The organism is Bacillus solitudinis (assembly GCF_002797395.1).
Taxonomy (GTDB): domain Bacteria; phylum Bacillota; class Bacilli; order Bacillales; family Bacillaceae_D; genus Halalkalibacter_A; species Halalkalibacter_A solitudinis.
In genome coordinates this window covers 3,380,957-3,406,591 of sequence record NZ_KZ454943.1, presented here as the reverse complement: position 1 = coordinate 3,406,591, position 25,635 = coordinate 3,380,957, and the positions used below count along the sequence as shown (strand labels likewise).

General features: G+C 39.1%; 24 protein-coding genes. 1 reads left to right on the top strand and 23 read right to left on the bottom strand.

Annotated features, from left to right (window positions below):
- Positions 1–18: 18 nt before the first annotated feature.
- From CEF19_RS16700 to CEF19_RS16690, 3 genes are all read right to left on the bottom strand, one after another.
- Entirely contained in the window at positions 19–1,194 is a 1,176-nt protein-coding gene (locus CEF19_RS16700; protein WP_100407100.1) for a D-alanyl-D-alanine carboxypeptidase family protein, read from the bottom strand.
- 188 nt (positions 1,195–1,382) lie between these two features.
- Positions 1,383–3,062 (bottom strand): alpha-L-rhamnosidase-related protein, encoded by a 1,680-nt coding sequence (locus tag CEF19_RS16695; protein WP_100407099.1) that lies wholly within the window; start codon positions 3,060–3,062, stop codon positions 1,383–1,385.
- A 51-nt stretch (positions 3,063–3,113) separates the two neighbouring features.
- Positions 3,114–3,359, bottom strand: a complete 246-nt coding sequence (locus CEF19_RS16690; protein WP_100407098.1) for an ABC transporter permease family protein — start codon at positions 3,357–3,359, stop codon at positions 3,114–3,116.
- Between the two features lie 209 nt (positions 3,360–3,568).
- On the opposite strand from CEF19_RS16690, the gene CEF19_RS16685 reads away from it, so the two are divergent.
- Positions 3,569–3,889: a helix-turn-helix transcriptional regulator gene (locus CEF19_RS16685; RefSeq protein WP_100407097.1), complete on the top strand. Its 321-nt coding sequence runs from the start codon at positions 3,569–3,571 to the stop codon at positions 3,887–3,889.
- Between the two features lie 80 nt (positions 3,890–3,969).
- Here CEF19_RS16685 and CEF19_RS16680 read toward each other — a convergent pair whose 3' ends face one another.
- The 20 genes from CEF19_RS16680 to CEF19_RS16585 form a co-directional block, all read right to left on the bottom strand.
- A complete protein-coding gene (locus tag CEF19_RS16680) occupies positions 3,970–4,455 on the bottom strand; it encodes a metal-dependent hydrolase (protein ID WP_100407096.1) in 486 nt (161 codons plus the stop codon).
- A gap of 101 nt (positions 4,456–4,556) precedes the next feature.
- Entirely contained in the window at positions 4,557–5,327 is a 771-nt protein-coding gene (locus CEF19_RS16675; protein ID WP_100407095.1) for a DeoR/GlpR family DNA-binding transcription regulator, read from the bottom strand.
- A gap of 264 nt (positions 5,328–5,591) precedes the next feature.
- Positions 5,592–7,661 (bottom strand): bifunctional aldolase/short-chain dehydrogenase, encoded by a 2,070-nt coding sequence (locus tag CEF19_RS16670; protein ID WP_100407094.1) that lies wholly within the window; start codon positions 7,659–7,661, stop codon positions 5,592–5,594.
- A gap of 114 nt (positions 7,662–7,775) precedes the next feature.
- On the bottom strand, positions 7,776–9,032 hold the full coding sequence (gene rhaA, locus CEF19_RS16665; RefSeq protein WP_100407093.1) for an L-rhamnose isomerase: 1,257 nt from the start codon (positions 9,030–9,032) through the stop codon (positions 7,776–7,778).
- Positions 9,033–9,053: 21 nt separating this feature from the next.
- Entirely contained in the window at positions 9,054–10,457 is a 1,404-nt protein-coding gene (gene rhaB, locus CEF19_RS16660) for a rhamnulokinase (RefSeq protein WP_100407092.1), read from the bottom strand.
- 152 nt (positions 10,458–10,609) lie between these two features.
- Positions 10,610–11,569, bottom strand: coding sequence for an AraC family transcriptional regulator (locus tag CEF19_RS16655; RefSeq protein WP_100407091.1), 960 nt, complete (start codon positions 11,567–11,569; stop codon positions 10,610–10,612).
- A 331-nt stretch (positions 11,570–11,900) separates the two neighbouring features.
- Entirely contained in the window at positions 11,901–12,686 is a 786-nt protein-coding gene (locus CEF19_RS16650) for a VLRF1 family aeRF1-type release factor (RefSeq protein WP_100407090.1), read from the bottom strand.
- A gap of 70 nt (positions 12,687–12,756) precedes the next feature.
- Positions 12,757–13,614 carry a class I SAM-dependent methyltransferase gene (locus CEF19_RS16645; protein WP_100407089.1) on the bottom strand — a complete coding sequence of 286 codons (858 nt, stop codon included), beginning with the start codon at positions 13,612–13,614 and terminating at the stop codon, positions 12,757–12,759.
- 35 nt (positions 13,615–13,649) lie between these two features.
- Entirely contained in the window at positions 13,650–14,426 is a 777-nt protein-coding gene (locus tag CEF19_RS16640) for an ABC transporter ATP-binding protein (protein WP_100407088.1), read from the bottom strand.
- Positions 14,423–15,130 (bottom strand): ATP-binding cassette domain-containing protein, encoded by a 708-nt coding sequence (locus tag CEF19_RS16635; protein ID WP_100407087.1) that lies wholly within the window; start codon positions 15,128–15,130, stop codon positions 14,423–14,425. Before CEF19_RS16635 ends, CEF19_RS16640 begins: the two co-directional genes overlap by 4 nt.
- The gene (gene nikC, locus CEF19_RS16630; protein WP_100407086.1) at positions 15,127–15,927 is read right to left on the bottom strand and encodes a nickel transporter permease; all 801 of its coding nucleotides are present in this window, start codon (positions 15,925–15,927) and stop codon (positions 15,127–15,129) included. The genes CEF19_RS16635 and nikC overlap by 4 nt, the downstream gene beginning before the upstream one ends.
- A gap of 14 nt (positions 15,928–15,941) precedes the next feature.
- Positions 15,942–16,871, bottom strand: a complete 930-nt coding sequence (gene nikB / locus CEF19_RS16625) for a nickel ABC transporter permease (protein WP_100407085.1) — start codon at positions 16,869–16,871, stop codon at positions 15,942–15,944.
- Between the two features lie 18 nt (positions 16,872–16,889).
- On the bottom strand, positions 16,890–18,440 hold the full coding sequence (locus tag CEF19_RS16620) for an ABC transporter substrate-binding protein (RefSeq protein WP_100407084.1): 1,551 nt from the start codon (positions 18,438–18,440) through the stop codon (positions 16,890–16,892).
- Between the two features lie 144 nt (positions 18,441–18,584).
- Positions 18,585–19,331: a uroporphyrinogen-III C-methyltransferase gene (gene cobA, locus CEF19_RS16615; RefSeq protein WP_100407083.1), complete on the bottom strand. Its 747-nt coding sequence runs from the start codon at positions 19,329–19,331 to the stop codon at positions 18,585–18,587.
- A 14-nt stretch (positions 19,332–19,345) separates the two neighbouring features.
- Entirely contained in the window at positions 19,346–20,728 is a 1,383-nt protein-coding gene (locus CEF19_RS16610; protein ID WP_100407082.1) for a cobyrinic acid a,c-diamide synthase CobB, read from the bottom strand.
- Between the two features lie 11 nt (positions 20,729–20,739).
- A complete protein-coding gene (locus tag CEF19_RS16605) occupies positions 20,740–21,822 on the bottom strand; it encodes a cobalt-precorrin 5A hydrolase (RefSeq protein ID WP_100407081.1) in 1,083 nt (360 codons plus the stop codon).
- Positions 21,815–22,609, bottom strand: a complete 795-nt coding sequence (gene cobM, locus CEF19_RS16600) for a precorrin-4 C(11)-methyltransferase (protein ID WP_100407080.1) — start codon at positions 22,607–22,609, stop codon at positions 21,815–21,817. Before cobM ends, CEF19_RS16605 begins: the two co-directional genes overlap by 8 nt.
- Positions 22,596–23,327 carry a precorrin-2 C(20)-methyltransferase gene (cobI, locus tag CEF19_RS16595; protein ID WP_100407079.1) on the bottom strand — a complete coding sequence of 244 codons (732 nt, stop codon included), beginning with the start codon at positions 23,325–23,327 and terminating at the stop codon, positions 22,596–22,598. The genes cobM and cobI overlap by 14 nt, the downstream gene beginning before the upstream one ends.
- Positions 23,324–24,538 carry a precorrin-6y C5,15-methyltransferase (decarboxylating) subunit CbiE gene (cbiE, locus tag CEF19_RS16590; RefSeq protein WP_100407078.1) on the bottom strand — a complete coding sequence of 405 codons (1,215 nt, stop codon included), beginning with the start codon at positions 24,536–24,538 and terminating at the stop codon, positions 23,324–23,326. The genes cobI and cbiE overlap by 4 nt, the downstream gene beginning before the upstream one ends.
- Complete coding sequence (locus tag CEF19_RS16585) at positions 24,523–25,632, bottom strand: cobalt-precorrin-5B (C(1))-methyltransferase (RefSeq protein WP_100407077.1); 1,110 nt, start codon at positions 25,630–25,632, stop codon at positions 24,523–24,525. Before CEF19_RS16585 ends, cbiE begins: the two co-directional genes overlap by 16 nt.
- Positions 25,633–25,635: the final 3 nt, after the last annotated feature.

The following is a 25,635-nucleotide window of genomic DNA, read 5'->3' as shown; positions in this document are numbered from 1 at the left end:
AAATGTAGCGTTCTTTCGTTATGCGGCTCCTCCAAAATTCGATAATACTCGTTTAAATAATTTCCACCAAGAAGCATCAAACACATCTTCACTAGCGACTAAAGCTGTTTCACTTAAAATTTTACCTTCACGTTCAACAAAGAGTGTACCCAGACGATCCCCTTTTTTAATTGGAGCTTTCACCTCTTGGTCAATTTCAAGACGTTCAGCGACATCATCAATGTTGACACCTTTTTTTGTTAAGATAGAAACAGACTCAGCGGTTGCCACTGGAACTTTATTTTGCTCCCCTTTGCTTACTTTCACATCTGCTAAAATATGATCGCGTTCGTACAACTTATGTGTCATAAATTGGCTAAATGAATAATCAAGCATGCTTGTGATTTGAGCATTTCTTTCCTTCGGTGAAGGCGCCCCCATAATTACAGAAATGACACGCATTCCATTTTTCTCTGCTGTAGCTGTTAAACAGTACATCGCCTCACGAGTAAAGCCGGTTTTCAATCCATCTACACCAGGGTAAAACTTAACGAGCTTGTTTGTATTAACTAGCCAAAATTTCTTATCGGTGTCTTCCCGGAGATAGTCTTCGTAAATGCCAGTAAATTTTGTGATATCTTCATATTTTAATAATTCCTTTGAGATCATCGCTAAATCATAGGCTGTTGTATAATGATTTTCTGCTGGCAAGCCATTCGAATTCACAAAATTCGTATTTTCTAATCCGAGCTCCTTGGCTTTTTCATTCATCATTTCTACAAATTCTTCTTCCGTGCCAGCAATATGTTCAGCCATGGCAACTGATGCATCATTGCCTGAGGCGACTGCTATCGCTTTTAACATTTCAGTTACGGTCATTTCTTCACCAGGCTCCAAAAATATTTGGGAACCTCCCATCGAAGCAGCGAATTCACTTGTACGGATTTTGTCTTCATAAGTAAGCGATCCATTATCGATCGCCTCCATAATTAGAAGCATCGTCATAATTTTCGTCATACTTGCGGGCGGTAGCTTTTCGTGACTATTTTTATTAAATATAACTTCACCCGTATCCCGCTCAATGACGATTGCCGATGATGCCTTTTCCGCTAATTTTGCTTGATTTGCTTGCTTTTCCTCTGCACTAACAAATGGTGTCATTAAACTCATAACAAGTAGTGCACTTAGTAAACTGGATAGAACTCTCATCTCCATCCGACCTCCATCTCATTATAGTCGTTCCTAGGGACGTAAGAGAAAAACGTCACATAAGTATGCTACCTACCATTTTTTCCAAACATTTCTTTTTTATACATTAAAATAAACAGAAAAAGAGGTTGCCTTTAAAGATTGATTTTCTAACCTTTTGGGGCAACCCCTAATCATTTAAAATATTCGTTTTATTAGCAAACCGCGATCTCATCTGGCACGTGAACCTCTGTTGCGATACTTCCATCTGTTTGTTTCATATGTTTAACAGATATTGGACCGAACGGTGTAGGAAACGTTCCTTCTACCCACTCTAAATCACCAAGGTGCGGCGAAATGCGAACCTTTCTACAACCAGATTCAAGGATTTCAATTCCTAATACATAGCGAGACAACCATGCTGTAGGACCAGAAGCCCAACCATGGCAAAAGCTGTGTCGATACCCGACGTAGCAGTAGTCCCCGTATTGACCATGAACATCTACTTTTCCTTCTGGTGTTAATTCATCAATGCTCGCTGCATTCTTTAACCAAGAAATATCAAAATCCTCCCAAAACGTTGTGGCTCCAAGACGTAACATGCCGCCCCAGTATTCACGAATGCTATCTAGACCAGATTGAATATCTCCAGCCTCTGCCTGAGCCATAAGCATATAGTATCCATAGAAAGTGGAAAAATCCTTTACACCATCGACGCTAATAACACTAGAACTAGCTTCCTCAGCAGACATAAGTCCAGCCAATGCTAGCAAAGCTGCAGCCTGTTTACTATTTGCATGGTTAGGGATATTTGAACGCAGCCTTTTTTCTGCTTTGTTGCACTGTTGAATTGTTTCTTTTTCCTCTAATACCGTACAAAGCTTCGCACCATTCATCATCGCTAATGTAAACAAAGCATGAATTCCTGCAAGAACTCCTTCTTTATTCGAGCTAGACGGCCAATCTAAAAAAGGATTAGGAGCGGTAACATTTCCTTTCTCATCAATGTAATCAGCTAACTGCTTCAACAACCCAATTAAATACTCTCTTTGTTCTCTCAAATATTCAAGGTCTCCATACTGCATGTACCAATCATGGTGAATGATTATCCACCAAATCGAATAGCTTGGAAACGTATTCATCCAAATCGGCAGGGGAGAACAATCTCTCACAAAATCAAGGCTTTCCTTCACAATATCGTGATTTCCAAATACCGCTTGAATCGTTGACGTTTCAGGATGCATATCACCAATCCAAACCAATCGATCCCGCTTGATACCATCCCATAAATAATCCTGCATATTTAAATGAACCGTATAGGCACCCGTTTCCCAAACTTGATTAAGAACAGGGTCACTACTATGAAAACTTCCTATATATTTCAAATCACGATGAAGAAAGACTGCACGAACACTTTTCAATTCGATATAGTTCCCTTCATCAAGCAGGTCTATCCGAACAAAACGAAACCCTGTATTTCCAATTTCCGTCGAACCAAGTCTACTGACTTCGATGACTTGATCACGCATGGCATGGTCATTCGTTGCCGTATTGTTACTACCAACCTCGCTCATCGCTTCCATTGCAGACTCCCCGAAGCGCACACGAATTTTTGCGGAGCGAGGAACAATGCCACATTCCCATACGGCTATTTGTACGCCACCATAAATCTCGACTCCATAATCGAGTAGAATACTAGCTTCTTCGCCTCTGTTTCGTAGAACACAAGCATTGTCTGCAGAGAGAGTAACTTGCCCATCACAGTTCTCTAATAAAGCTTGAGGATTTTCAACGACTGATTTTTTATTGTTTGAGGTCCAAAGTATTTTTACAGGTGACACATATTCACGCACCCGCGAATCTTTCACACTATTTTTCTGGATGACTTTTATCATTTTTTCACCTTCTCTTTTATGATGATAAAATCGATATTTCAGCTCTCTTGTTTATCCTTTTACGGAACCTGCAGTAATTCCTGCAATAATATACCGTTGAAGAAAAAAGTACATGAGTAAAACTGGTAAAATACCAATAAAGATTATCGGAAACATATGCTCCCAACTATTCGAATATCGGCCAATGAAAGAATAGATTGCCACTTGAACAGTACGTAACTCTTCGGTGTTTAAAAAGACAACAGGTAAAAAGAAATCATTCCAAACAGCTAGGACTTGGATAATAACTGCTGTCATTGTAACAGGCTTAATTAACGGTATGATTTGAAAACAGTTTTCCCTACAAAATGGAATGATTAATGATGATAATACGTTTTCTTATTTATCATTTGAGCAATTTCAATCAACCTTTCTGAACATTGATATGATTACTCAGAAATTGACAGATATTGCTTTAACTCTTATTGAAGTAAGTAACCAAAAAAAAAGACAAATCTAATTTCTATGTGATAGAAAAAGTAAAAACTTTTATTCATCAAAATATTAATAAAAACCTTACATTACTTTCAGCAGCCGAACACATAAGTATGAACCCTAATTATTTAAGTGTATTATTTAAGCAAACAACTGGTCAAAATTTTATTAATTATGTAATTAATCAGAGAATGGAACTTGCGAAACAACTTTTAATGGAGGATAACTTAAAACTATATGAAATTACAGAAGAGGTTGGTTATCAAAGTTCTAAACATTTTACCAAACTATTCAAAAAAACAGTCGGAATGTTACCATCAGATTTTAGGCGTTCTAAAACAATAGAACATTGAGAAGTCGTCATTCAATAATTAATTAACTATTGAGTGACGACTTCAACCTGTGAAGCTTTTAGTTCTTAGCCGTCTATCCCTCACAATTTTCCTCCCGTTCCGGAAATCACAATAAGAATATAAGCACAGAAACCAAGAAAGATAGCCGATTCCACTACTCCTCCTGTTTTTGTATACAGCGGTAGACGAATTTTCACCGAAAAAGGATAAAATAATTGAACGCCTCTTGTCGTAGCCATATCTAATACAATATGACTTAGAAGTCCAACGAGCAGACCATCACGAATTAGCATAGCCTGAGGAAATACAATATGTACAAATAACGTTAGTAACGCAACAAAGAGAAGACTATGTGTTAATGTACGATGGCCAAACAACATCGAAACAAAATAGGAAAGAATCGGAATCCTCCTTCCAATTTTTGAGCGTCTATGGCAAATATCCGGTAATAAAGAACCACCAATTCCTGCAAGATAAAATAATGGAGACCCCGTATATGTGGTTAGCACCGTATCTACGAGTAGGCATGCGGAAAGTCCACCTGCAATATGTGTTTTACCAGTCAAATTCTCAACCCCTCATATGCTAGTGGAAAACTTTAATATTCTACCACAATCTCCCGCTTTAGAAAACCAGTTTCCTGATTTAGACAAAAAGATCATCCTATCTAGGTACTTAGGCACGATGGTTTACTGCTACTCGGAATTAAGGCTTTGTAGCTGGTAAGTTGTTCCTTTGTTGTACTTGAGTCAGTAATCATCCAATCAACCGATGCTAATGATGATATATGTGCAAATGAATTGATTTCAAATTTCGAATGGTCAGCTAGCAAGAAGACTTGATCAGAAATGTCAATTGCTCTCTTCTTAAACATCGCTTGCTGTTCATTCGACTCACTAATCCCTCGTTTTGAATGAATACCGTGACAAGAAAGAAATGCTTTATTTAGGTGATACTGCATCAGTCCTTGTTCTGCTAATGGACCAACAAATGATAAAGATTTTGCGAGCAACGTCCCTCCCGTGGTCATGACTGTAATGTGTTCTCGCTTTGATAACTCCATTACAACTTTCATCGAATTCGTTAACACAGTTAACGGAATATCAGGTATGATTTTTGCCATATACCACGCAGTCGAACTGGCATCAAGCATAATACAGTCATGAGAACAGATGAACTTTACCGCTTCTTTAGCAACTTCTTCTTTTTCTTTTATATTTATAATTTCACGTTCAAAAAAAGGGGATTCTACTTGTGCGGGAATACGTACTGCTCCGCCGTGACTACGATTTAACTTGCTTTCACCTTCTAGTTTTTCTAAATCTCTTCGAATCGTCTCTTCTGTTAATTTAAAATACTTGCTTAAGTCAGAGACACGAATACTATCTTTCTCATTTACTATTTCAACAATTTTTTTGTGTCTCTCTGAAACAAGCAATATGTCCACTCCCCTTTATAACAGGCTTTCTCAACCTACTTTACAAATTGCTAAAATGTCTGTTCAAAAAAAGAGTGTTTTTTCCGTTATTGTACAGACCAAGCCGTAATGAGCGTGTATCGAATGAATTAAAACTCACTATATATGAGGCTCTCATCGCTTGGCGTTCGGGGTGCGGCGTCTTTGCCACTCTTTTGACTATATTTTTGTCTCTATAAAGAAAGGGGTCAGACTCAGTTGAGTCTAACCCCCGTTTCGATGTAATTAACGAGTAAATGCAGCAGGTACTCCACCATCAACAGTAATCATACATCCTGTTGTTCTATCTGATTTGTCAGATGCAAAGAATGCAATTGACTCTGCAATATCTGCTGGATAAATATTAACAAGTAACGTTGTACGCTTACGATAATGCTCTTCTAGTTGGTCTGGATCGATACCGTATGCCGCAGCACGTTCTTCACGCCATCTAGAACCCCAAATTGCAGAACCTTGAAGGACAGCATCAGGAAGTACAGAGTTAACACGGATACCAAATTCCCCACCCTCAGAAGCAATACATCTAGCAAGATGTGTTTCAAGCGCTTTGACTGAGCTGTAAGCTGAAGCATTTTTCCCAGCATAAACAGAGTTTTTCGAACCAATGAAAACCATGCTTCCGCCAATTGCTTGGTCCTTCATTTGCTTGAACGCTTCACGAGCAACTAAGAAGTAACCTGTTCCAAGAACCTTCATGTTTAAATTCCACTCGTCCAATGATGTCTCATCAAATGGGCTTGATGTTGCAAGACCAGCATTATTAACGATAATATCAACACCACCGTAAGTTAAAGCCGTTTGTGCGTAAGCAGCTTGAACTTGCTCTTCACTTGTAACATCCATTTTCACAGCAAGGGCACGACCTTCACCAGACTCATCGTTAATTTCAGCAGCTACTTTTTCTGCACCTTCAAGGTTTAAGTCAGCTAACACTACGTGAGCACCTTCAGCTACAAGACGACGAGCTGTTGCACTTCCGATACCACCAGCACCACCTGTAATAAAGGCAACTTTTCTAGAAAATTCAGCTTCAGCTGGAGCTAGAGAAAGCTTATAAAGCTCTAAAGGCCAGTATTCAATATGGAATGACTCATTTTCATTTAATGATACAAATTCTCCAAGTGCTGTCGAACCTTTCATAACTGAAATCGCACGGTGGTATAGAGCACCACTTACGTTAGCCATTACAAGGTTTTTACCTGAGTTTACCATACCAAGACCTGGAATTAAGATGACACGAGGAGCAGCTTCAAACATTACATCGCCCTCGCTCTTATTGCGGTCAAAATATGCTTTATACTCTTCCTTAAAGTTATTAACTCCAGCTTTAATTGCTTCAATTAATGCACTCACATCTTGGGTTTGTGGATTCCAATCAATGTATAAAGGAACACGCTTTGTGTGAACCAAGTGGTCAGGACAAGCTGCACCAACTTGAGAAAGCTCAGGAGCGTTATGGCTATTTACGAATTCAAGTACTTCATCTGCATCGTCATAAGTTAAAAGCATTTTCTTCTCATCACTAACTGCGCCACGGATAACTGGCATTACTGTTGCTAATACATTTTTCCGCTCTTCTTCTGAAAGAGACTCATATTTTTGGCCACCAAAAATATTGTTTGCATCTTGCTTTGCAGCAATATATTCAGCCGCTTCATTAATAACAGAAATGGTTTTATCATAACTTTCTTTTGCTGTTTCTCCCCAAACAACTAGACCATGTTTTTCCATTAAGACTAGCTCGGCGTTTGGATTATTTTTCACACCCTCAGCAATCATTTTTGAAAGTGTAAATCCAGGACGAACGTAAGGTACCCAAACAAAACGGTCGCCAAAGATTTCTTTCGCTAATTCTTTACCGTTATCTGCACAGCAAAGACTAATAATTGAATCTGGATGCGTATGGTCTACATGTTTGAAGGGCAGAAAAGCATGTAAAAGAGTTTCAATTGAAGCTCGAGGATGCTTACTATCAATCATACAATGGCCAAGATATGCCACCATTTCTTCATCAGGCATTTCATCGCGCTCAATTAAAGGACGAATATCTTCAAGAGCTAACCCAGTGAAATTTTTAGCTCCCATTGTTGCAAGGTCAGATCCGCTTCCTTTTACCCACATTACTTCTATGTCACGGCCTCTAAAGTCCTTTTCAATTGTCTTCATTGATGTGTTACCGCCACCCCAATTACAAACAGCACGATCGGAACCAATCAAATTTGAACGATAAACTAATTCGTCTAATCCAGCATTTAATTTGCTAGCTTCTGCTTCTACCCATAAGTTTTTAACCATAATTACCTCCGAATTTATGTTTTTTTATCTGTTTTAATCATAACACATTTTTGTTTATGTTTGTTATTTTATTTTTACTTTTGTTTTAGAGAGGGTACTTGAATGTTTCTTAATTTATGAACGTTTAGATAAAACTTCTTTCTCATATTGCTTTACATCTTCTAACCAGTTTTCTTGAGCTGGCACACCCATTTTTTCGCAATAATAGTTCCAAATTGCTCCGAACGGATACGTTTTAAATTCTTCGATTAATGCAAGTCTTTCAGTGAAATTCCCTTCTTCTTGCAGCTGCTTTAAATGGTCATTCGGTGTAAGCATTGCATACAATAATGCTTTAATCATATTACGAGTACCAATTGTCCAAGCAGCAATGCGGTTAATACTCGCATCAAAGAAATCAAGTCCAATCATAACTTTGTCTAGTGCATCATTACGAACAATTTCAAGGGCAATTTCGCGAAGTTCGTCATCTAATGTAACAACATGGTCGCTATCCCAACGAACTGGGCGTGATACGTGTAATGCGAGTTTATCCGAGAATAACAGCATCGCTGATATTTTATTAGAAACCATTTCTGTTGGATGATAATGTCCTGTATCTAGTAAACAAAGCTTGTTATTTTTCAAAGCATAGCTTAGATAGAATTCATGAGAACCAACAACGTAGGATTCAGAACCAATCCCAAATAATTTACTTTCAACGGCATCAATATTATGAGTTTCATTTATATCAACACTGAATATCTCATCTAATGAGTTTTTCAATCTCTTTCTCGGTGTTAAACGATCGCTTGGTACATCCTTGTAACCATCAGGAATCCAAATGTTTGTAAGACATGGTGTGTTTAATTCTTCACCAAAATAAGCACCGATTTTTCGACTTGCAATACAATGATCGATCCAGTATTGACGAATCTCTGGGTCTGGATGAGATAATGTTAAGCCTTCTGAGGATTTTTCATGAGAGAATAATGTCGGATTAAAATCTAAGCCAACACCTTGTTCCTTTGCCCATTCCACCCAATTTTTGAAATGCTTTGGTTCTAGTTGGTCTCGCTCAACAACTTCTCCATCTGTTTCCGCGTAAATTGCATGTAAATTAACTTTATGCTTACCAGGAATAAGTGATAATGCCTTTTCAAGATCGCTACGAAGTTCGTCTGGTGTACGTGCTTTACCAGGATAATTTCCTGTGACATCAATCCCACCAGATAATTCATTTTGATTTGTTTCAAATCCACCTACATCATCGCCTTGCCAGCAATGTACGGAAATTGCGACTTTTTCAAGTTGCTCAAAAATTTCCTCTACATTAACTCCCCATTTTTCATACTGCTTTTTTGCATCTTCAAATTGACGTTGGTTACTCATAAAATCCCTCTTTTCTTAGAATTAGTTTGCGACATACTTCTTCACTTCAAACGAGTTCTTAATAATTGTTCTTGCGTGCTCAATATCTTTTATTTCTCCAAGTGACATTAATTGGACAGCAATATTTCCGATGGCTGTTGCTTCGACTGGTCCTGCATACACGTCTTTTTTTGTCACATCAGCGACCAGTTGGTTTAATAATTCATTTTGACAGCCGCCGCCAATGACGTTAATTGTATTAAATTTTCTCTCGAAAATATCCTCAATTTCCCCTACAGCAGTTTGATAACTATGTGCTAAGCTATCAAATACACACTTTGCTACTTCACCTGGTGTTTCAGGAACAGGCTGTTCTAATTCCTTGCAATAGCTTTGAATTTCTTCAATCATATTCTCAGGCAGTAGGAATCTAGCATCATCAACATTTACCGTTGAGAAAAAGTGTTCAGCATCTCGACTTAATTCAACAAGCTCAGCAAATGAATACTTGTCATTGTACATTCGTTTCACCTCTTGAATCATCCAAAGACCCATTATGTTCTTCAAGAAGCGGAAGCGATAATCAACACCGCCTTCATTTGTGAAATTATAATCAAGTGCTTTTGTGACACAAATTGGGAAGTGATTTTCAACTCCAATAAGGGACCATGTCCCCGAACTAATATAAATCGTTTCATTTAACTCAGGCACAGCCACCACCGCAGATCCAGTATCGTGAGTTGCCGGTAACACGACATCCATATCAAAACCAAGTTCTGCAACTAGCTCTTTCTTAAGTGAACCAACTACGGATTTAGGGGCCTGAATGTCTTGGAACATCTCGGTTGGAATACCAAGTTGCTCAAGTAACTGTTTATCCCATTTTTTTGTGAACGCATTGACTAATTGTGTTGACGTGGCATTTGTGTATTCATTAACCTTTTTCCCTGTTAAAAGAAAATTAAAATAGTCAGGAATCATTAAAAATGTTTTGGCTTTCTCTAGTACTTCTGGATTCTTTTGTTTCAAAGAATATAATTGATAAATCGTATTGAATTTTTGAAACTGAATCCCCGTCTCTAAATAAAGACGTTCCTTGATAATTTCTTTTGATACTTCTTCCATCATGCCATCGGTTCTTGAATCGCGATAAGCCACAGCATCCGTAAGAAGTTCATCATTTTCATCCAATAGGACAAAGTCAACTGCCCATGTGTCAATGCCAATGCTGCTTGGCTTGACACCATCCTCTAAGCATTTTTTTATTCCTGTTTTTATTTCTGAAAACAGTTTATCAACTTCCCAACAAAAATGATTATTCTTTTGAACAATTTTATTTTTAAATCGGTGTATTTCTCTTAGCTTTAACTGTTCTTCTTCAAGATGCCCTAAGATGAGTCTTCCGCTTGAAGCGCCGATATCAACGGCTAAACTATATTTACCCATATTGTCTCACCCCTATTAGAAAACGCTTACTATCATCTATCTTATACAAGAACAAGCGATTAAAATATAACGGCATTTATCTATTTATTGTCCTTATTTGCAAAAAACACAGATTTAACAGAAAAAAACAAAAAAGCTACCGGGCATTTGCCTCAATAGCTTTCTCTATACTTCTTAGGTGTTTTACCATATTTTTCTTTGAAGATTCGATAAAAATAACTAATGTTATCATAGCCGATTTCTTCGACAATTGACGAAATCGGAACACTACTGGTTTCGAGGAGTTCCTTTGCTATTAGTAGCCTTCTTTCCTGTAATAGCTCTTTAAAGGTATGCCTTGTTGCCAATTTAATCATTTTGCTAACTAAATAATGGGGTTGATTTAAATGTTCTGACAATTCATACAATGATGCTTTTTGATAATTGGAGTATATATATTTTAATGATTCAATGACCAGCATATGCTTCATCGACTGATCTTTGGTTTGCTCCACTTTATCAGAATGCTTAATTAACTCCACAACGAGCAAACCTATATAGAGCTTAATTGTAGATTCAGACATAAAAGTCGGATGCATGATTTCATTAATAATTTTATGGATCAGCTCTTGAATGCTTTCTACCTCAGCTATTTTAAAATATAAATAATGTCCGTCCTGAGTATGATTGTAAAGACTATTCACTAAAAAGTTACTAACCTTATTTTCTGTATTTAAAAAAGAGAAAACAAATTCAAAAAAGCGAGGCTGAATGATAAAATTCATGATAATGTCTTCTTCCTGACAAGCCTCAATTTCATGCTCAATATATTGGTTTAAAAAAAGTAATTCACCCTTTTTTAGTCGTAACCTTTCCCCTCCTACCGTTTGATTCAAACTTCCATGAAACACATAATTCAGTTCAATATAATTATGCTTATGCTTAGGAAAATCAATAAAACGAGTATGCTTACGAACCATAATCATAGTATCTGGATTAAGAAACTTCTCACTCTCAATAATGAAATCTGCTTGAGATGTATAGGTATCTTTTGTAATCGTTTTATTTGTCTTTAAAATTTCTTTTTCCTCATCTGTTAACTCAAGTAATTCCTTTAATAAATTCGTACTCATCTACTCACCTCATGAGCTATCTACTTCCTGTAGTATATCACACTAGAAAAGCTGTGCAGCAGAGGGTACTGAAAAGGATACGATTTTTTTACCTTTTTCAGTGCCTTAAGCAAGGAGTGGAGACGTCGCTATATTATAAGCTCGTTATGAGCGGATTTCTCATAACTGGCGTGCGACATCGGAGTCATTGCCGCTTCTTTGAAGATTTAAAAAGGTTCGGTTTCAATGGCTTTGCGCAGCAGCTATTCTTTTTAGCAGCGAAGCCAATCAGGTCTTTGTAATTAATAGAAAAGAGTCAACCACGTTTGGCTGACTCTTTCATCATTTGATGCTAAGAAGCAAGAACTTCATTTACTATTTCTTGAGACTTAAAATTCGTTAAGTTTTTCTTGAATTTTTCCACATGCTTATAAGTTAGATGCTTACTAAACTCTGTCAATATTTCTGGAGCACCGACTAAATAAATGCTCGTCCAACCTCTAAGCTTTGCTTCCTTCTCAACTAAGGACGCCAGCTCCTTATACCATCTTTGCTGATTCGCCTCAAAGCGTTGCTCGAATTGGTCTCTATGATTTGCACCAGAGGCATGTCTTTCCGTTGCTGCAACACCTTCATATTTTCTCCAATCCTCTGTTTCCAAGTCCCAAGCAAAACTCACTTCATTAGTTATTTCACCAAGTACTGTCTCAACTGAGAGCATATTAAGCTTTTGAATGAGAAGAACGCCTGATACTGGATAAAGTTCTTCCAATTGGTGCAGTTGGGTTAGATTAGGCTCTATTTCCCAAGAAAAATCGTTCTCAACTTTAACTTGTAGTTCCTTTACGTACCATTCTCCATCTGTTGTACCGATAAACAATATACTTTTTGGTAATGACGTTTGCATGTCAGTAATTTCTTTTAAAGCAAATTTCTTTATTTTTTTAAAAGCTTGTAACTCGTCTGAATTACTGGCCTCAATATATTCTTCAAGTTTCTTTAGTCCATTTTTTAACCTTATTTTCCATTCACCCTTTTTTTGATCCATGTTAGATTGGTCGGTATTTAAGTAAATGGTGACATATCTTTTCGATTCCGTCTTCTCTTTTAATTGCTGGAGTTCTTTTACCTCAATCATTAAATAGTCCTCCTTTAATTTAGAAGATGAATATCTTCGTATGTAGGTATATAACCGTTTTGATTCTCTATTAAACATGTATCGGGAAACCCAGATGGGAGCTAACTGGCTGCCAATCAATTAACGCAGCATAAAAAGAATGAGTATAATAATAGGTTCCATCTTTTTCTTCGATATATGGAAGAAGCGACCTTTCGATAAGCTTTGAATCAATCTGGGTCGCTAATCTTACTGAATTCTTAGCGATTAATTGTTCATACGATTGAAAGGTATAGGTTTTTTTTAGAGGAATCATGGTGCAATTGGCATAAATCCCGAGTTCATAAAGTAAATGATACAAATGGAGATAATCACGCTTTGGGTAGGTAAGCTTTACCCCATAATCTCTTGCTAAATCTAGATAATGTGGGCGCATCGGAGCAGTCGTCATTCCAATAATCGCACGTTTTGAAGAAATTTGATTCATCAATAGCAACGCTTTTTTTATATCAAACATCCGGTAAAAGCAATTTATACCTACAACCACATCCACTTTTTCATCGCGAGAATAATCTTCCCATTTCTTTTGGACAAATGATATTGAATGCTGGTTGAGTTCACTTACTTCCCGTAGAAATTGTAAACAACTCTCAGAAGGCTCAATGCATGTTACATGATTTGCTTTTTTCGCAAGTGTAAAGGTATAGTTCCCCCAACCTGGACCAATTTCAATAACAGAGTCCGTTTCCTCTATATATGTGAGTAATGCTCTAGAAACATCTATTGTATAGCTATCGATGAAATCATTATGAGATCTTTTACAAATATGCTGATTCCAGAAATTTTCTTCGAGTTTATCATCGATCATTCGCTTAGGAATTTGACCGTTATTATCTTTCATTCCTTCTTGCCAGATATGCTCCATTGAAAGCAGCTTTGTTTCTCTCATTGTACGAACTCCTTTACGACTAGTTTATGTAGACGTTAGTCCATTAAGGTTTGAAACAACAATTTGGAATAGGGATGTTGAAATTGATTCACATCCCAATCACTAAATATTTCAACAATCTCTCCTTTATACATCACAGCTACTCGGTCACATAATAATTTCGTGGAATGAAGGTCATGCGTTATAAAAACATAGGAAATCTGTTGTTTTTCTTGAATTTTCTTTAACATAGTAATCATCTCTAACTGAGCTTCTTGGTCCAAACCAACTAACGATTCATCAAAAATTATAAGTGTAGGCTGAGCAGCCAAAGCTTTTGCAATGCAAACTCTTTGCTTTTGTCCGCCACTTAATTGATGAGGGTATCTTCTTAAGAATGAGGAATCAAGATTGACTTGATTCATTAAGATTGAGCACCTTTGTTCCACATCTTGTTCATTTGGAAAATAGTTCTGAATTGGTTCTAACAAGATATCTCTCACGCACATTTTCGGGTGTAAGGATGATGAAGAATCCTGTAATACTATTTGTAATTGTTTATAAAGAGATCGACCGTTCATGTTCTTATCGTTAATATGGTGCCCATTTACGTAAATGCTGCCCGCCGTTAAAGACTCAAGCTTCATCACTAACTTCGCCAATGTACTTTTACCACTCCCGCTTTCACCAACTAGCCCTACACTCTCACCTTTCTTTAAGGTTAGATTGACTTTCTTAATCGCTCGGAAGGTCGGCCTCGCCTGAAACAATGGTTTTTTTAATCTTCTTACAGGATATTCTTTTGTAACGTTAATTAACTCTAGGACTGTCATGATACAGTACCCCCTTGACTCATTAGAAAGACGCGGTCTGCAAATTTTTTTATGCGCCTTTGATCATGAGAAATGAGCACGATCGAAAGCTCATAAGCCCGTTGCAGTTTTTGTAATAATGATAAAACCTTCTCCCGGTTAATAAAGTCTAGTGCCGTTGTTGGTTCATCAGCTATGAGTAGCTTTGGTTCTAAACTCAGCATCATCGCGATTAAAACCCTTTGCCTCATTCCTCCACTAAGTTCGAAAGAGTAAGAGGAAAGAATTTGTTCTGGATCCTCAAATCCGACTTCACTTAACAATGCGTTGAAATACGTATTCACTTCCCCCTTTTTTAACTTTTTCTTTAACTTCAATGTCTCAATCATTTGTTTTCTAATGGTTTGAATTGGGTTTAGGCCATTGATTGAGTCTTGGATAAGTAAAGAAACCTCTTCACGACGTAATTGTTGCCACATTTCTCTACTATTCTTTAAAACGTTGCATTCCTTGTAATAAATAGTTCCATTTGTGACTCGCATTCCTGGGTCAAGTAAACCAACAATTGCCTGTGCAGTTAAGCTTTTACCACACCCACTTGGACCAGTTAAAGCAACGATTTCACCACGATTCACTTGAAAGCTTACATCATTAACAAGTTGAGTATGTTGATGGGCAATGCCTATCTGATCCACACGTAATATAATATCTTTCTGCTCTGTCATTCTCTCTCACCTAGCTTTCCCAACCTTTCACTCACCAATTGACAAGCTACTACAAAAAACAAAATCGCTAGACCTGGAAAAATCATCACATGTGGTGCCATTTGAAAATAACTTGTCGCATCATGTAACATGACTCCCCACTCTGGTGTTGGCGGCTGTGTCCCTAGCCCAATGAATGACAACCCCGCAATCAAAATCACAATTCTTCCCATATCGAGTGCTCCAAAAACGAGCATTGGCGAATATATTTGCGGAAGAATATGCCTCCACATAATCCGTACATGAGAATTTCCAGACATCCGTGCTGATAGAATATAATCTTCTTTTTCTACTTTAATAACCAAACTACGAATAAGACGAACATAATTCGCCCATCGAACCAGGATAATCGCAACAATCATATTAAAAAAGCCCGGTCCTAGTATGCCAACAATAGCAATCGTGAGAACAATGTCAGGAATTGCAAAAATTCCGTCAACGATTCGCATCATAAAATGATCGGTGCGTCCTTGAATATAACCACTTACTAGCCCAATGGGTAAACTTATCAATAAGGTAAACATCATAATCAACCATGCGGAGGTGACAGTAGTTCGAATACCAAAAAGTATTCTTGATAATAGACAACGTCCAAGATGATCCGTTCCCAAAGGATAGATTCCCCCAGGAGGAGATAGTCGTTCATTCAAATTAATGGTTAACGGATCGTGAGGAGAAAGCCAAGGTGCTGCAAGACCTATAAGGATTATCGAAATGAGTAGCCCAATTCCGAGAAGCAAGCTAATGTTATTTTTCATCCCATTGTTTCCTCCTAACGAACTCTTAAGCGTGGGTCTAGAACTGAATAGATGATATCAACTAGGAAATGTATCGACACAAACAAAAAAGTCGCGAGGATAACATAGCCCTGAATGACTGGATAGTCTCGAAGCTTTATCGCCTCGATGATGTACTGCCCAAGACCTGGCCACGAAAAAATGGATTCAACAATGATACTTCCACCTAACATAAATGCAAAGCTTGTACCGAGCATTGTCACAATCGGTAGAAAAGCATGTTTCATCAGTTGAAAAAGAATAATCTGTCCTCTAGAGATGCCCCTTGCTCTCGCCGCTTTCACGAAGGGTTGGTTCATCATCTCAAGAAGATTCGTTCGTAAAACACGAGCATACACTGTCCCTAATCCAACACCCAACGTAATAGCTGGTAACACGAGATGCTTCCAACTCCCACGCCCCATTGAAGGAAACCAGTTATATTGAACTGAGAAGAAATAAATAAAGAGAAGTCCTAACCAAAATGATGGCATCGCGGCACCAAGCATAGCCATCCATTTTCCGAGACGGTCTACCCAGCTATTTGAATAAATAGCCGTACTCACCCCTACTATACAAGTAATAACAAACATCACGAACAAACCAGCTACTGCAAGTTCGAGTGTCGCCGGTAATCGTTGTGTTAATTCCTTTAATACGGGATCATCGGAGACAAACGAGTTCCCCCATTGCCATATGAATATCTCTTTTAACCAATGAATATATTGACTAATCAATGAATGATTTAAGCCAAGTTCCTCTCGTAATGACGTTAACGCTTCCTCTGAAACGGGAACACCATGCGTTGATAATAAAATCGTGGCAGGATCCCCCGGCGAAAGTCGCAATAGTAGAAAAGTGAGAGTTGTTACACAAAATAAAACAGTACATAGCTGAAGGAGACAAATTAAACAAAAACGTAACATCCCGTTTCCCATCCTTATTTAATTTTTTTCCACTTGCGAATGTAGATAATAATATTCAATTGGATGTGGAATAAATCCCTCCACCTCTTTTTTTGCTGCAAAAATAGTAACAGGGTGAACGATAAATGATTGTGGTAAATCATTATTTATTAATTCCTGGGCCTCAATCGCTAATTCGTTTCGCATTGTTGATTCTGTTGTTGTATTAAGCTTGTTTATTTTTTCATCAATTATATTTGAGGAGTAATGACTGACATTTGAAAGACTGCTAGACTTGTAGAATACATTTAAAAAGTATTGTGGGTCACCCGTATGTGCAGTTAACATACTATACATCGATATATCCCATTGATTATTTGCAAGGGCATCATCAATATTTTCAACTTGGTGAATTTTGACTATTATCCCCTCATTCATTAGGTGATTTTGAATCACTTCACCTATAATTGATAATTCTGGTCGTTGCGGAAAGGTTAGCATTGTCACCTCAAACACCTTGCCCTCCTTCTCCCAGTAGCCATCTGAGTTTTTCTTCCAACCCTTATTCTCAAGTAACTCGTCCACTGTTTCACCTTCGGCTGTTTTCTCTACTAGACCAAAAGGAAGAACATCAGAGAATGGACTATTTGCCACACTTCCAAAACCTTTCATTATTGAACGTATAATGTCATCTCTCGGAATAGATAAATCGACGACTTTTCTTAGATTAATTTCCTCAAAAAAAGGTGAGTGTAAGTTATATAGAAGCATATGCGTACGAAGCGATGGCGCGGTTAACACCTTAAGGGATTCGTCCTTTTCTATTAACTCAATTGAATCAATTGGAATATCTGTTGCTCCATCTATTTCTCCAGCTTGCAAAGCCATTAAACGTGTATTTGGATTAGAAATAAAAGAAATGGTAATATTTGATAAACGTGCTGGTTCTCCCCAATAGTCATCAAATCTCTCGACCACAAGTGACTCGTCTTTTATAAATTGCTTGATTGAAAATGCTCCAGTTAAAGCAGGGTAACTGGTTTCTTCATCAATCGTAGTCGTATCAACAATAATTGTTGAAGGGTCAGCTAAATTGGAAATTAGCGCCGGATTCACTTGCTTGGTGACAATTTTTAATTGATTTGAGGATAAAACCTCTATTGTTTCAATTTGTAATAATTCATTCGCTCGTTGATTTTTCTCTAAAGACCGTAACAATGATTCTTTTACACTGTTAGCATCCATCGGTTGTCCATTATGAAAAAGAACGTCTTCTTCTAATGTGAATAACCATGTTGTATCATTCTCCTGTTCCCATTCCCTTGCAAGCCATGCGGTTGGCTCTAATCTTTCATTTAAACGAATTAATGTCTCAGCTACCCCCGCCCGCATCACTTCCCAGCTAGCGCTACCATGCGGATCTAAGCTTCCAGGACTCCATGTAAACGCAAGATGCAATGTATCCTCATACGTATCTGTTGTACTTGAGATTAGTTCATGAGACTCCACTTGTTTCGTTGTATCTGCACAACCTACAAGAAAAATGATAATGATACCAACTGCAAACGAAACCCATTCAATTCTGCTCATTCATCTGTCCAACTCCTAACCCTTAAAAAATGAAAGCATTTCTACCTCGCCTTAAAAAAGGTCAGAAATGCTTTATTAGAGAATATTCAAAAGCATGGGTTTTACAATTTCTCACACCCTCGAAACTATAAATATAGTGGGAATTTAACGTTCGGTCCCCCACCATGTTAATTCTTCCTGTAAACTAACCACATCTCCGACTATAATAATGGATGGGTTTTTGATTTTCTGTTCAGCACTCACTTCAACAATCGTGGCAAGTGTCCCTGTTACCACTCGTTGCTCAGGCATTGTCCCCCACTCAATTAGAGCTGCTAATGTCTCTTTTTCTTTCCCATGTTCGATTAACTTTTCAGCAATGACTGGTAAGTTCTTAATACCCATATAAAAGACAATCGTATCAATAGAAGTGACCAAGCCTCTCCACCGTTCGTCGCTCATTTCTGTAGCGAGGGCATGTCCAGTAATGCAGGCAAAGGATGTACTATGATCACGATGAGTAACTGGAATTCCTGCATAAAGAGGGGCAGCAATTCCTGCTGTAATACCTGGGATCATTTCGTACTCAATGCCATGTGTTCGGCAATATGCAGCCTCTTCCCCTACTCTTCCAAAAACCGCAGGGTCCCCGCCTTTTAACCGAACAACCACTTTACCTTCGTTCGCCTTTTGGACAAGCACTTCATTAATCTCATCCTGCGTTAATGTATGATGATGTGGAAGCTTTCCACAAAATACGGTTTCAACATCTTCTTTCGCATGATTTAGTAATGTAGGATTCGCTAAACGGTCATACACAATACAGTCAGCCTCTTGTATACATTCAAGACCACGGACGGTGATAAGCTTCGGGTCTCCAGGTCCAGCCCCCACAAAATACACAATACTCACGTTTACACCCTCTTCTAGTTCATCAAAATTCGTTTACTTTGATACGTTTTGCATGCCTCTACCCAGTTACTCGCAATCATAGGGTTCGAACCGAAATGTAGATGAGTATAGCCTGCCACAAGTTGATTCTGATAAAAGCCTTCTTGTTTTACTCCACGTAATCCACTTGTTTCATAAACCGGCCTTTGCTTCCCTTCATACATAGCGGTCGAGTAATGGAATTCATGACCACGAACACCTTCACTTTTATTTAACAAAAACGTATCTTCAAGTGAGGTGACCTCTCGATATCCGAGTGCCGCACGTTTCTTTTGCATTTGTACATCCATTGGAATAACACCAACCATCTGAAAGAGTTGCTCATCCGAATTTTTGATACTTTCTCCTAAATACATATAGCCTCCACATTCAGCTAGTGTAGGAAGACCTTGCGTAACGTGAGAACGAATATCCGCTTTAAGTTTGATGTTTAGAGAAAGTTTCTCTGCAAACTCTTCTGGAAATCCTCCCCCAATATATAAACCATCACATTCAGGCAAGGTGTCCCCAGCTAATGGACTAAAGAAAACCAATTCTGCGCCAGCTTGACGTAATAACGTAAAGTTTTCCTCATAATAGAAATTAAACGCCAAATCACGAGCTACTGCTATTTTAACTGCCGGTGTAGAAAAGCTTTTTGAAAAGATGTCCGTTTTGGAACTTAAATCCGGTGCTGATTGGGCAAGTTTTTTCACGGACTCTAGGTCAACTTGCCTACTAAAAACTTCAGCCAATTCAGCAAACATCTCTTGATGCTCTCCCCGTTCGAGCGCAGGAATTAACCCTAAATGACGGGAGGGAATTGTCGGCACATCACCTTTTTTCAAATAACCAATAACCGGGATGTCACATTCTTGCTCAATTGCCTGCTTGCAAAGATTAGCATGCCGGTCACTGCCAGCTTGATTTAAAATTACGGCGCCGATATTAACGGCTGGGTTTAAAAGCTGATAGCCCTTGACAATTGCTGCGGCACTTCTTGACATACTCGCAATATTTACCGCAAGTAATATAGGTGCTTTAATCAGCATGCTAATTTCTGCTGTACTCCCATTGTCATGAAGAGGAGACTTGCCATCGTATAATCCCATAACCCCTTCTATCAACGAAAAATCCGCCCCTTGACTTGCCTCAATAAAAATATCATTTACGAATTCAGGAGAAAGCATCCAACTATCTAAATTTCGAGACACACGTTTAGTGAGCGCTGAATGGTAGCTCGGATCGATATAGTCGGGACCACATTTAAAGCCTTGAATGATGTGACCTTCTTTTTTAAGAGCAGCCATTAACCCTAATGTGATGGTTGTTTTGCCAACACCACTATTGGTTCCTGCGATAACTAGTCTTGCTTGCATGCTATTCACCTCTACACATTTCTGATTGCAATCGAAATCGTCACATTCCCACTTTTCTTCTTTTCAACTCGCAGTGCATTAGCTCCTGACGTGCGGAGTGATGCCGGTTCACTTACTCCATATGCCCCCGTAAATTTAAATACGGTATCGGAAGGATTGGGGATTTCAATTTCATTCAATTCCTCAGGGGAATAATAGATAAACTCCCACCCACGATTCTCACATACTTCTAATAAGCCTTCTTCATCCTTTTTTAAATCAATCGTGCTAACGCTATGAACCGATAATGGGGAGAGTTCTTGCTCGGCCAACGTTTCTAGAATAACAGCCTCAATTTCTTCATCAGAGGTGCCGCGATTACAGCCGATACCTAGACAAATCGTTTTTGGACGGTACAGCACGCCCTTTGTTCGCAGAAGATTCATCCATTCATCATTCAACACCTTATCGGAGATTACTAGTGCTGCGCTGAATGCATGATAATCTGCTTCTCTAAACGAATCAACAACGGTGAATGTGTTAGGAATTGGCTTTTCATGCTTCCACCACGTTTTTTCACCAGACTCCTGAACGATGAGAACGGGCTCTTCATTCACAACAGCTGCACTAACCGGGGTAACCGCGCGGTCATCTTCAATCGTCCAACCGAATTCTCTTCCAAAAATATCAACAGGAATTGTTTTTTGAACATCGGAAGCGGTTGTAATAACAGGTGTGGCTCCCATTAATCTTGCAAGCTTTGTCGTTAATTCATTGGCTCCACCGACATGTCCTGATAGTGCACTTATTACGAATTGGCCACGATCATCAATTACAACAACCGCAGGATCTACTTTCTTTCCTTTTAAAATTGGGGCAACCATACGAATGACGGCTCCTAGTGAAATGACCATAACAATGCCATCATATTTTTCAAATAAGGCAGGTAACTGTAAACGAACCGACCCTTCAAATGTCGTAAATCCTCGCTGGACTTCATCCCCCGTTGCATGTTTGCTCATGTAATATACATCAGCAGTTGGTACTTGCTCATGCAGAGTACGAACCATTTCCGTTCCATGCTTGGTTATTGCAACAAGAGCGATGTTATCCATTAGCTGGCTCCCCTTTGCGATAGCCGTGCGTAAACGTTTTATCATAAAGCTTTGATTCATACTTACCTTCTTCGTCAAGCAAAGCCGGATCAGCTGCCTTACTAATAATTACCATTGCCTGCTTACGGATCCCTGCTTTTCTCATTTCCTCATCAACTGTTCCAAGTGTAGCACGAACGACCTTTTGATCAGGCCATGATGCCTTATAAACAACAACGACAGCATCTGATTCCTTCCAGCCCGCTTCTAAACATTCACGAACGACCTTTTTCATCAGTGTCGCACTTAAAAAAAGAGCCATTGAAGCTTGGTGCTTTGCTAAATCAATTAGCTTTTCGCCATCTGGCATTGGTGTGCGACCTTCTGCTCTTGTTAAAATCAGCGTTTGCGTAAGTTCTGGAATCGTTAATTCAATTCCTGCAGCGGCGGCTGATGCAAAAACTGAGCTAACGCCTGGAATGATTTCGTAGGCAATGTTTAGCTTTTTCAAATAAGTCATTTGTTCAAAAATAGCACCATACACAGCCGGGTCTCCAGTATGAACACGGGCTATACTTTTTCCTTGTTGAATTTCTTCACGCATGACATCAATGATTTCTTCTAAATTCATCCCTGCCGTTTTCAAGACCTTCGCTTCTGGTTTCGCTTGCTCAATGAGTTCAGGATTAACCAATGAATCAGTGTACAAAACAACATCAGCTTGCTGTAATATACGCTGTCCTTTCACTGTGATTAAGTCAGGGTCTCCAGGTCCTGCACCAACGATATATACTTTAGACTCCAGCATTCATATTCGCTCCCTTTCTTACCAGCATCAATGTTAAGTATTCGAGTTCAGCGGTCTTTAATTCAGTAACGTCTCTCCAAATGAATTCTTCGGCTGAGGTCACCTTCGTAACCACAGCAGCGCTCTTTACGAGATTTAGCTCTTCTAGCAACTCAATCATCATCGGTAAGACTTTTGCAACTTTAATAAAGACCATGCCATCATGCTCGAGTAGGGCTTTTTTCATTTGCTCGCGGTCCTCTGTTGCTGGAATAATCGCCATCCAGTCATCACCATCAGCAAGGGGAATATTTAATTGGGATGCCACCCCGTTAATTGATGAAATACCTGGAATTGACTTCACGTTGACTTCAGGATGAGCTGCCGCCAATGTCCGTTGTAAGTGAATGAAAGTGCTATAGAGCATCGGATCTCCTTCTGTAACAAACGCAACGTCTTTTCCTTCTTTGACTTGATTAAAGACATCCTCGGTAATTTGTTCCCACTGATCCTGAAGTACGTCCTGATCCTTCGTCATTGGAAAGACAAGTCCAAGCATTTCTTTTTCTTGGGGGTCAACAAATGCTTCAATAATTTGATAGGCATAGCTTTTGCTTCCATGGCGCTTTTTCGGATAGGCAATTACATCTGCTTCCTTTAACATCCGGTAAGCCTTAAGCGTTATTAATTCAGGGTCTCCAGGTCCAACCCCTACTCCATACACTGTTCCGAGAGTCATTCGCTCTCCTCCTTCTTTGTTGCTGTAATAATATAAATTGGATTTAACGCATCAAAACGCGTCATATGTAGAATCGGCTTACTTCTTGATAACTGAGCGAGGGTAATGTCAATATCCATACCGACTTCTTTAAAGGCCGCCTGTGCGGTTGCTAATGTTTCAATTGTTACGGCATTTAAAACGATGCGGCCATTCTTCTTCAACCGATGCGTACATAATTGGATAATGTCTTTCATTTCTCCACCTGTGCCACCAATAAAGACCGCATCAGGGTCTGGCCATGTATCCAAATACTCAGGTGCTTTCCCATGAACCGCTGTAAAATCCGTCCGGAAAATTTTCATGTTTTCAAAACAGTTTTCAAGGTCTGCCTCGTTTTTTTCAATCGCAAACACTTGACCTTCCTTGGCAATCTTCGCTGCTTCAATTGAAACCGAGCCAGTGCATGTACCGATATCCCAAACCGTACTCGCTTTGTTAATCTTCATTGCTGCAATGCTTAAAATCCGAATTTCCTTTTTCGTAATCAACCCTTTATCAGGCTTGCGTTGCTTAAATAAGGAATCGTCAATCCCAAGTGGATAAACTGGAGCGTCTTTCATTTTTTTGAGAACGACAATATTAAGTGGATTCGCTTCATACTCAGTTAATTCTTCAAGACTGAACCAAGCTGTTTTCTCACTTTCTCCGCCAAGTGCTTCAGCTACAAAGGCTTTGTACTCTGTCATGTTGAAATCCAGTAAATAGTTCGCAATCTTAGCTGGTGTATGCTGCTCATCTGTTAATAAACAGACCTTATCAAGTCCATCGATTTTTTGAGCGAGTCCTACCATTGAACGACCATGCACGCTAATAAAGGTTGCATCATGCCAGCTTTCCTTCATTTTTGCAAATCCTTCTTGTATTGAACTTAAAGATGGATAAATTTCAATGTTATCGAGCTTACTAGCTAAGTAGCGGCCAATCCCAAAGAAAAGTGGATCTCCCGAGGCAAGGACAACGGTTTTTTTATCTGATTCTAGCAGTTGGTCAATCGTTTCCTTTAATCCGCCTTTTAGAACAATTTTTTCACCCGTATATTGAGGAAATAGCCCAAGGTTGCGCTCTCCTCCAACCATTCGTTCACTTTCTTCAATCCATTTTATGTATAAAGCAGGTAAGGCAGCAGGGCCTTGTTCACCGATACCTACTACTTTTATTGCTTCTCCCATGTGACAGCCTCTCTTCCAAGTAACTCATTTTTCATTGACATCAAGATCGTTTCAATTGACATGCCACCTTTAATTTCCTTCAGTCCCTCTTCTGATGCTCGCAGGCAAAGTTGCTCGAAAAATGATGTATAGCCATGTTCATACATCATCGTCCCAACTTGTGATGCTGTGTTAGCATTTATAATTTCTTGATGAAATTCCTCAGGCACGCCACTTTGCTTCGCAACCTCTGCTAAAAACTCAAAGCTGACGGGTGCACTTTTTGAGTGAACATTCATCACCCCTTGGGCAACCTTTGAAAACTTCCCCATCATTCCAACAAGCGTGACATGTTTCACTTTTCTACCTTTGCATTGCTTTAAGGTAAAACCAACGAAATCCCCCATCTCGATAAAAGCCTCTTCAGGTAAATCAGGAAATAGTTCCATCGCGTATTTCTCGCTCCGCCCTCCGGTTGAACAAATCAGGTGTTCACAGCCTCCGTTTACCGCTACTGAAATAGCTTGGGCAATGCTTGCACGAAAGGCAGCGGTGGAAAATGGCACGACCGTTCCTCGTGTTCCAAGAATTGAAATTCCACCGATGATGCCAAGTCTTGCATTCAAAGTCTTTTTCGCAATTTCTTCTCCGTCCGGTACTGAAATGACAATCGATATCCCTCGCTGCGACCCAGCCTCCTCCAATACCTCTCTTACCGTTTCACGAATCATCTTTCTTGGAATCGGATTAATGGCAGCTTCGCCGACTTTAACAGGCAGACCAGGCTTTGTCACCCGCCCTACACCAATACCACCATCCAACAAAATCCCGTCTTGATCACTCCAGCGAACAGTGGAAACAATTCTCGCTTTGTGCGTGGCATCGGGATCGTCGCCGGCATCTTTAATAATCGCTACTTCTACAGAATCATCTGTTATTATTACAGATTCCATATGAAAAGTTACAAAGTCTCCAATTGGCAAACGAATGGTGACTGTTTCGACAGGCTCCTGCCGTACGAGCGACAGAAGTGCTGCCTTTGTTGCTGCAGTCGCATTCGATCCAGTCGTATACCCATGACGCATATCCTTCGGGTCTTTTGTTTCCTTTTTCATCGT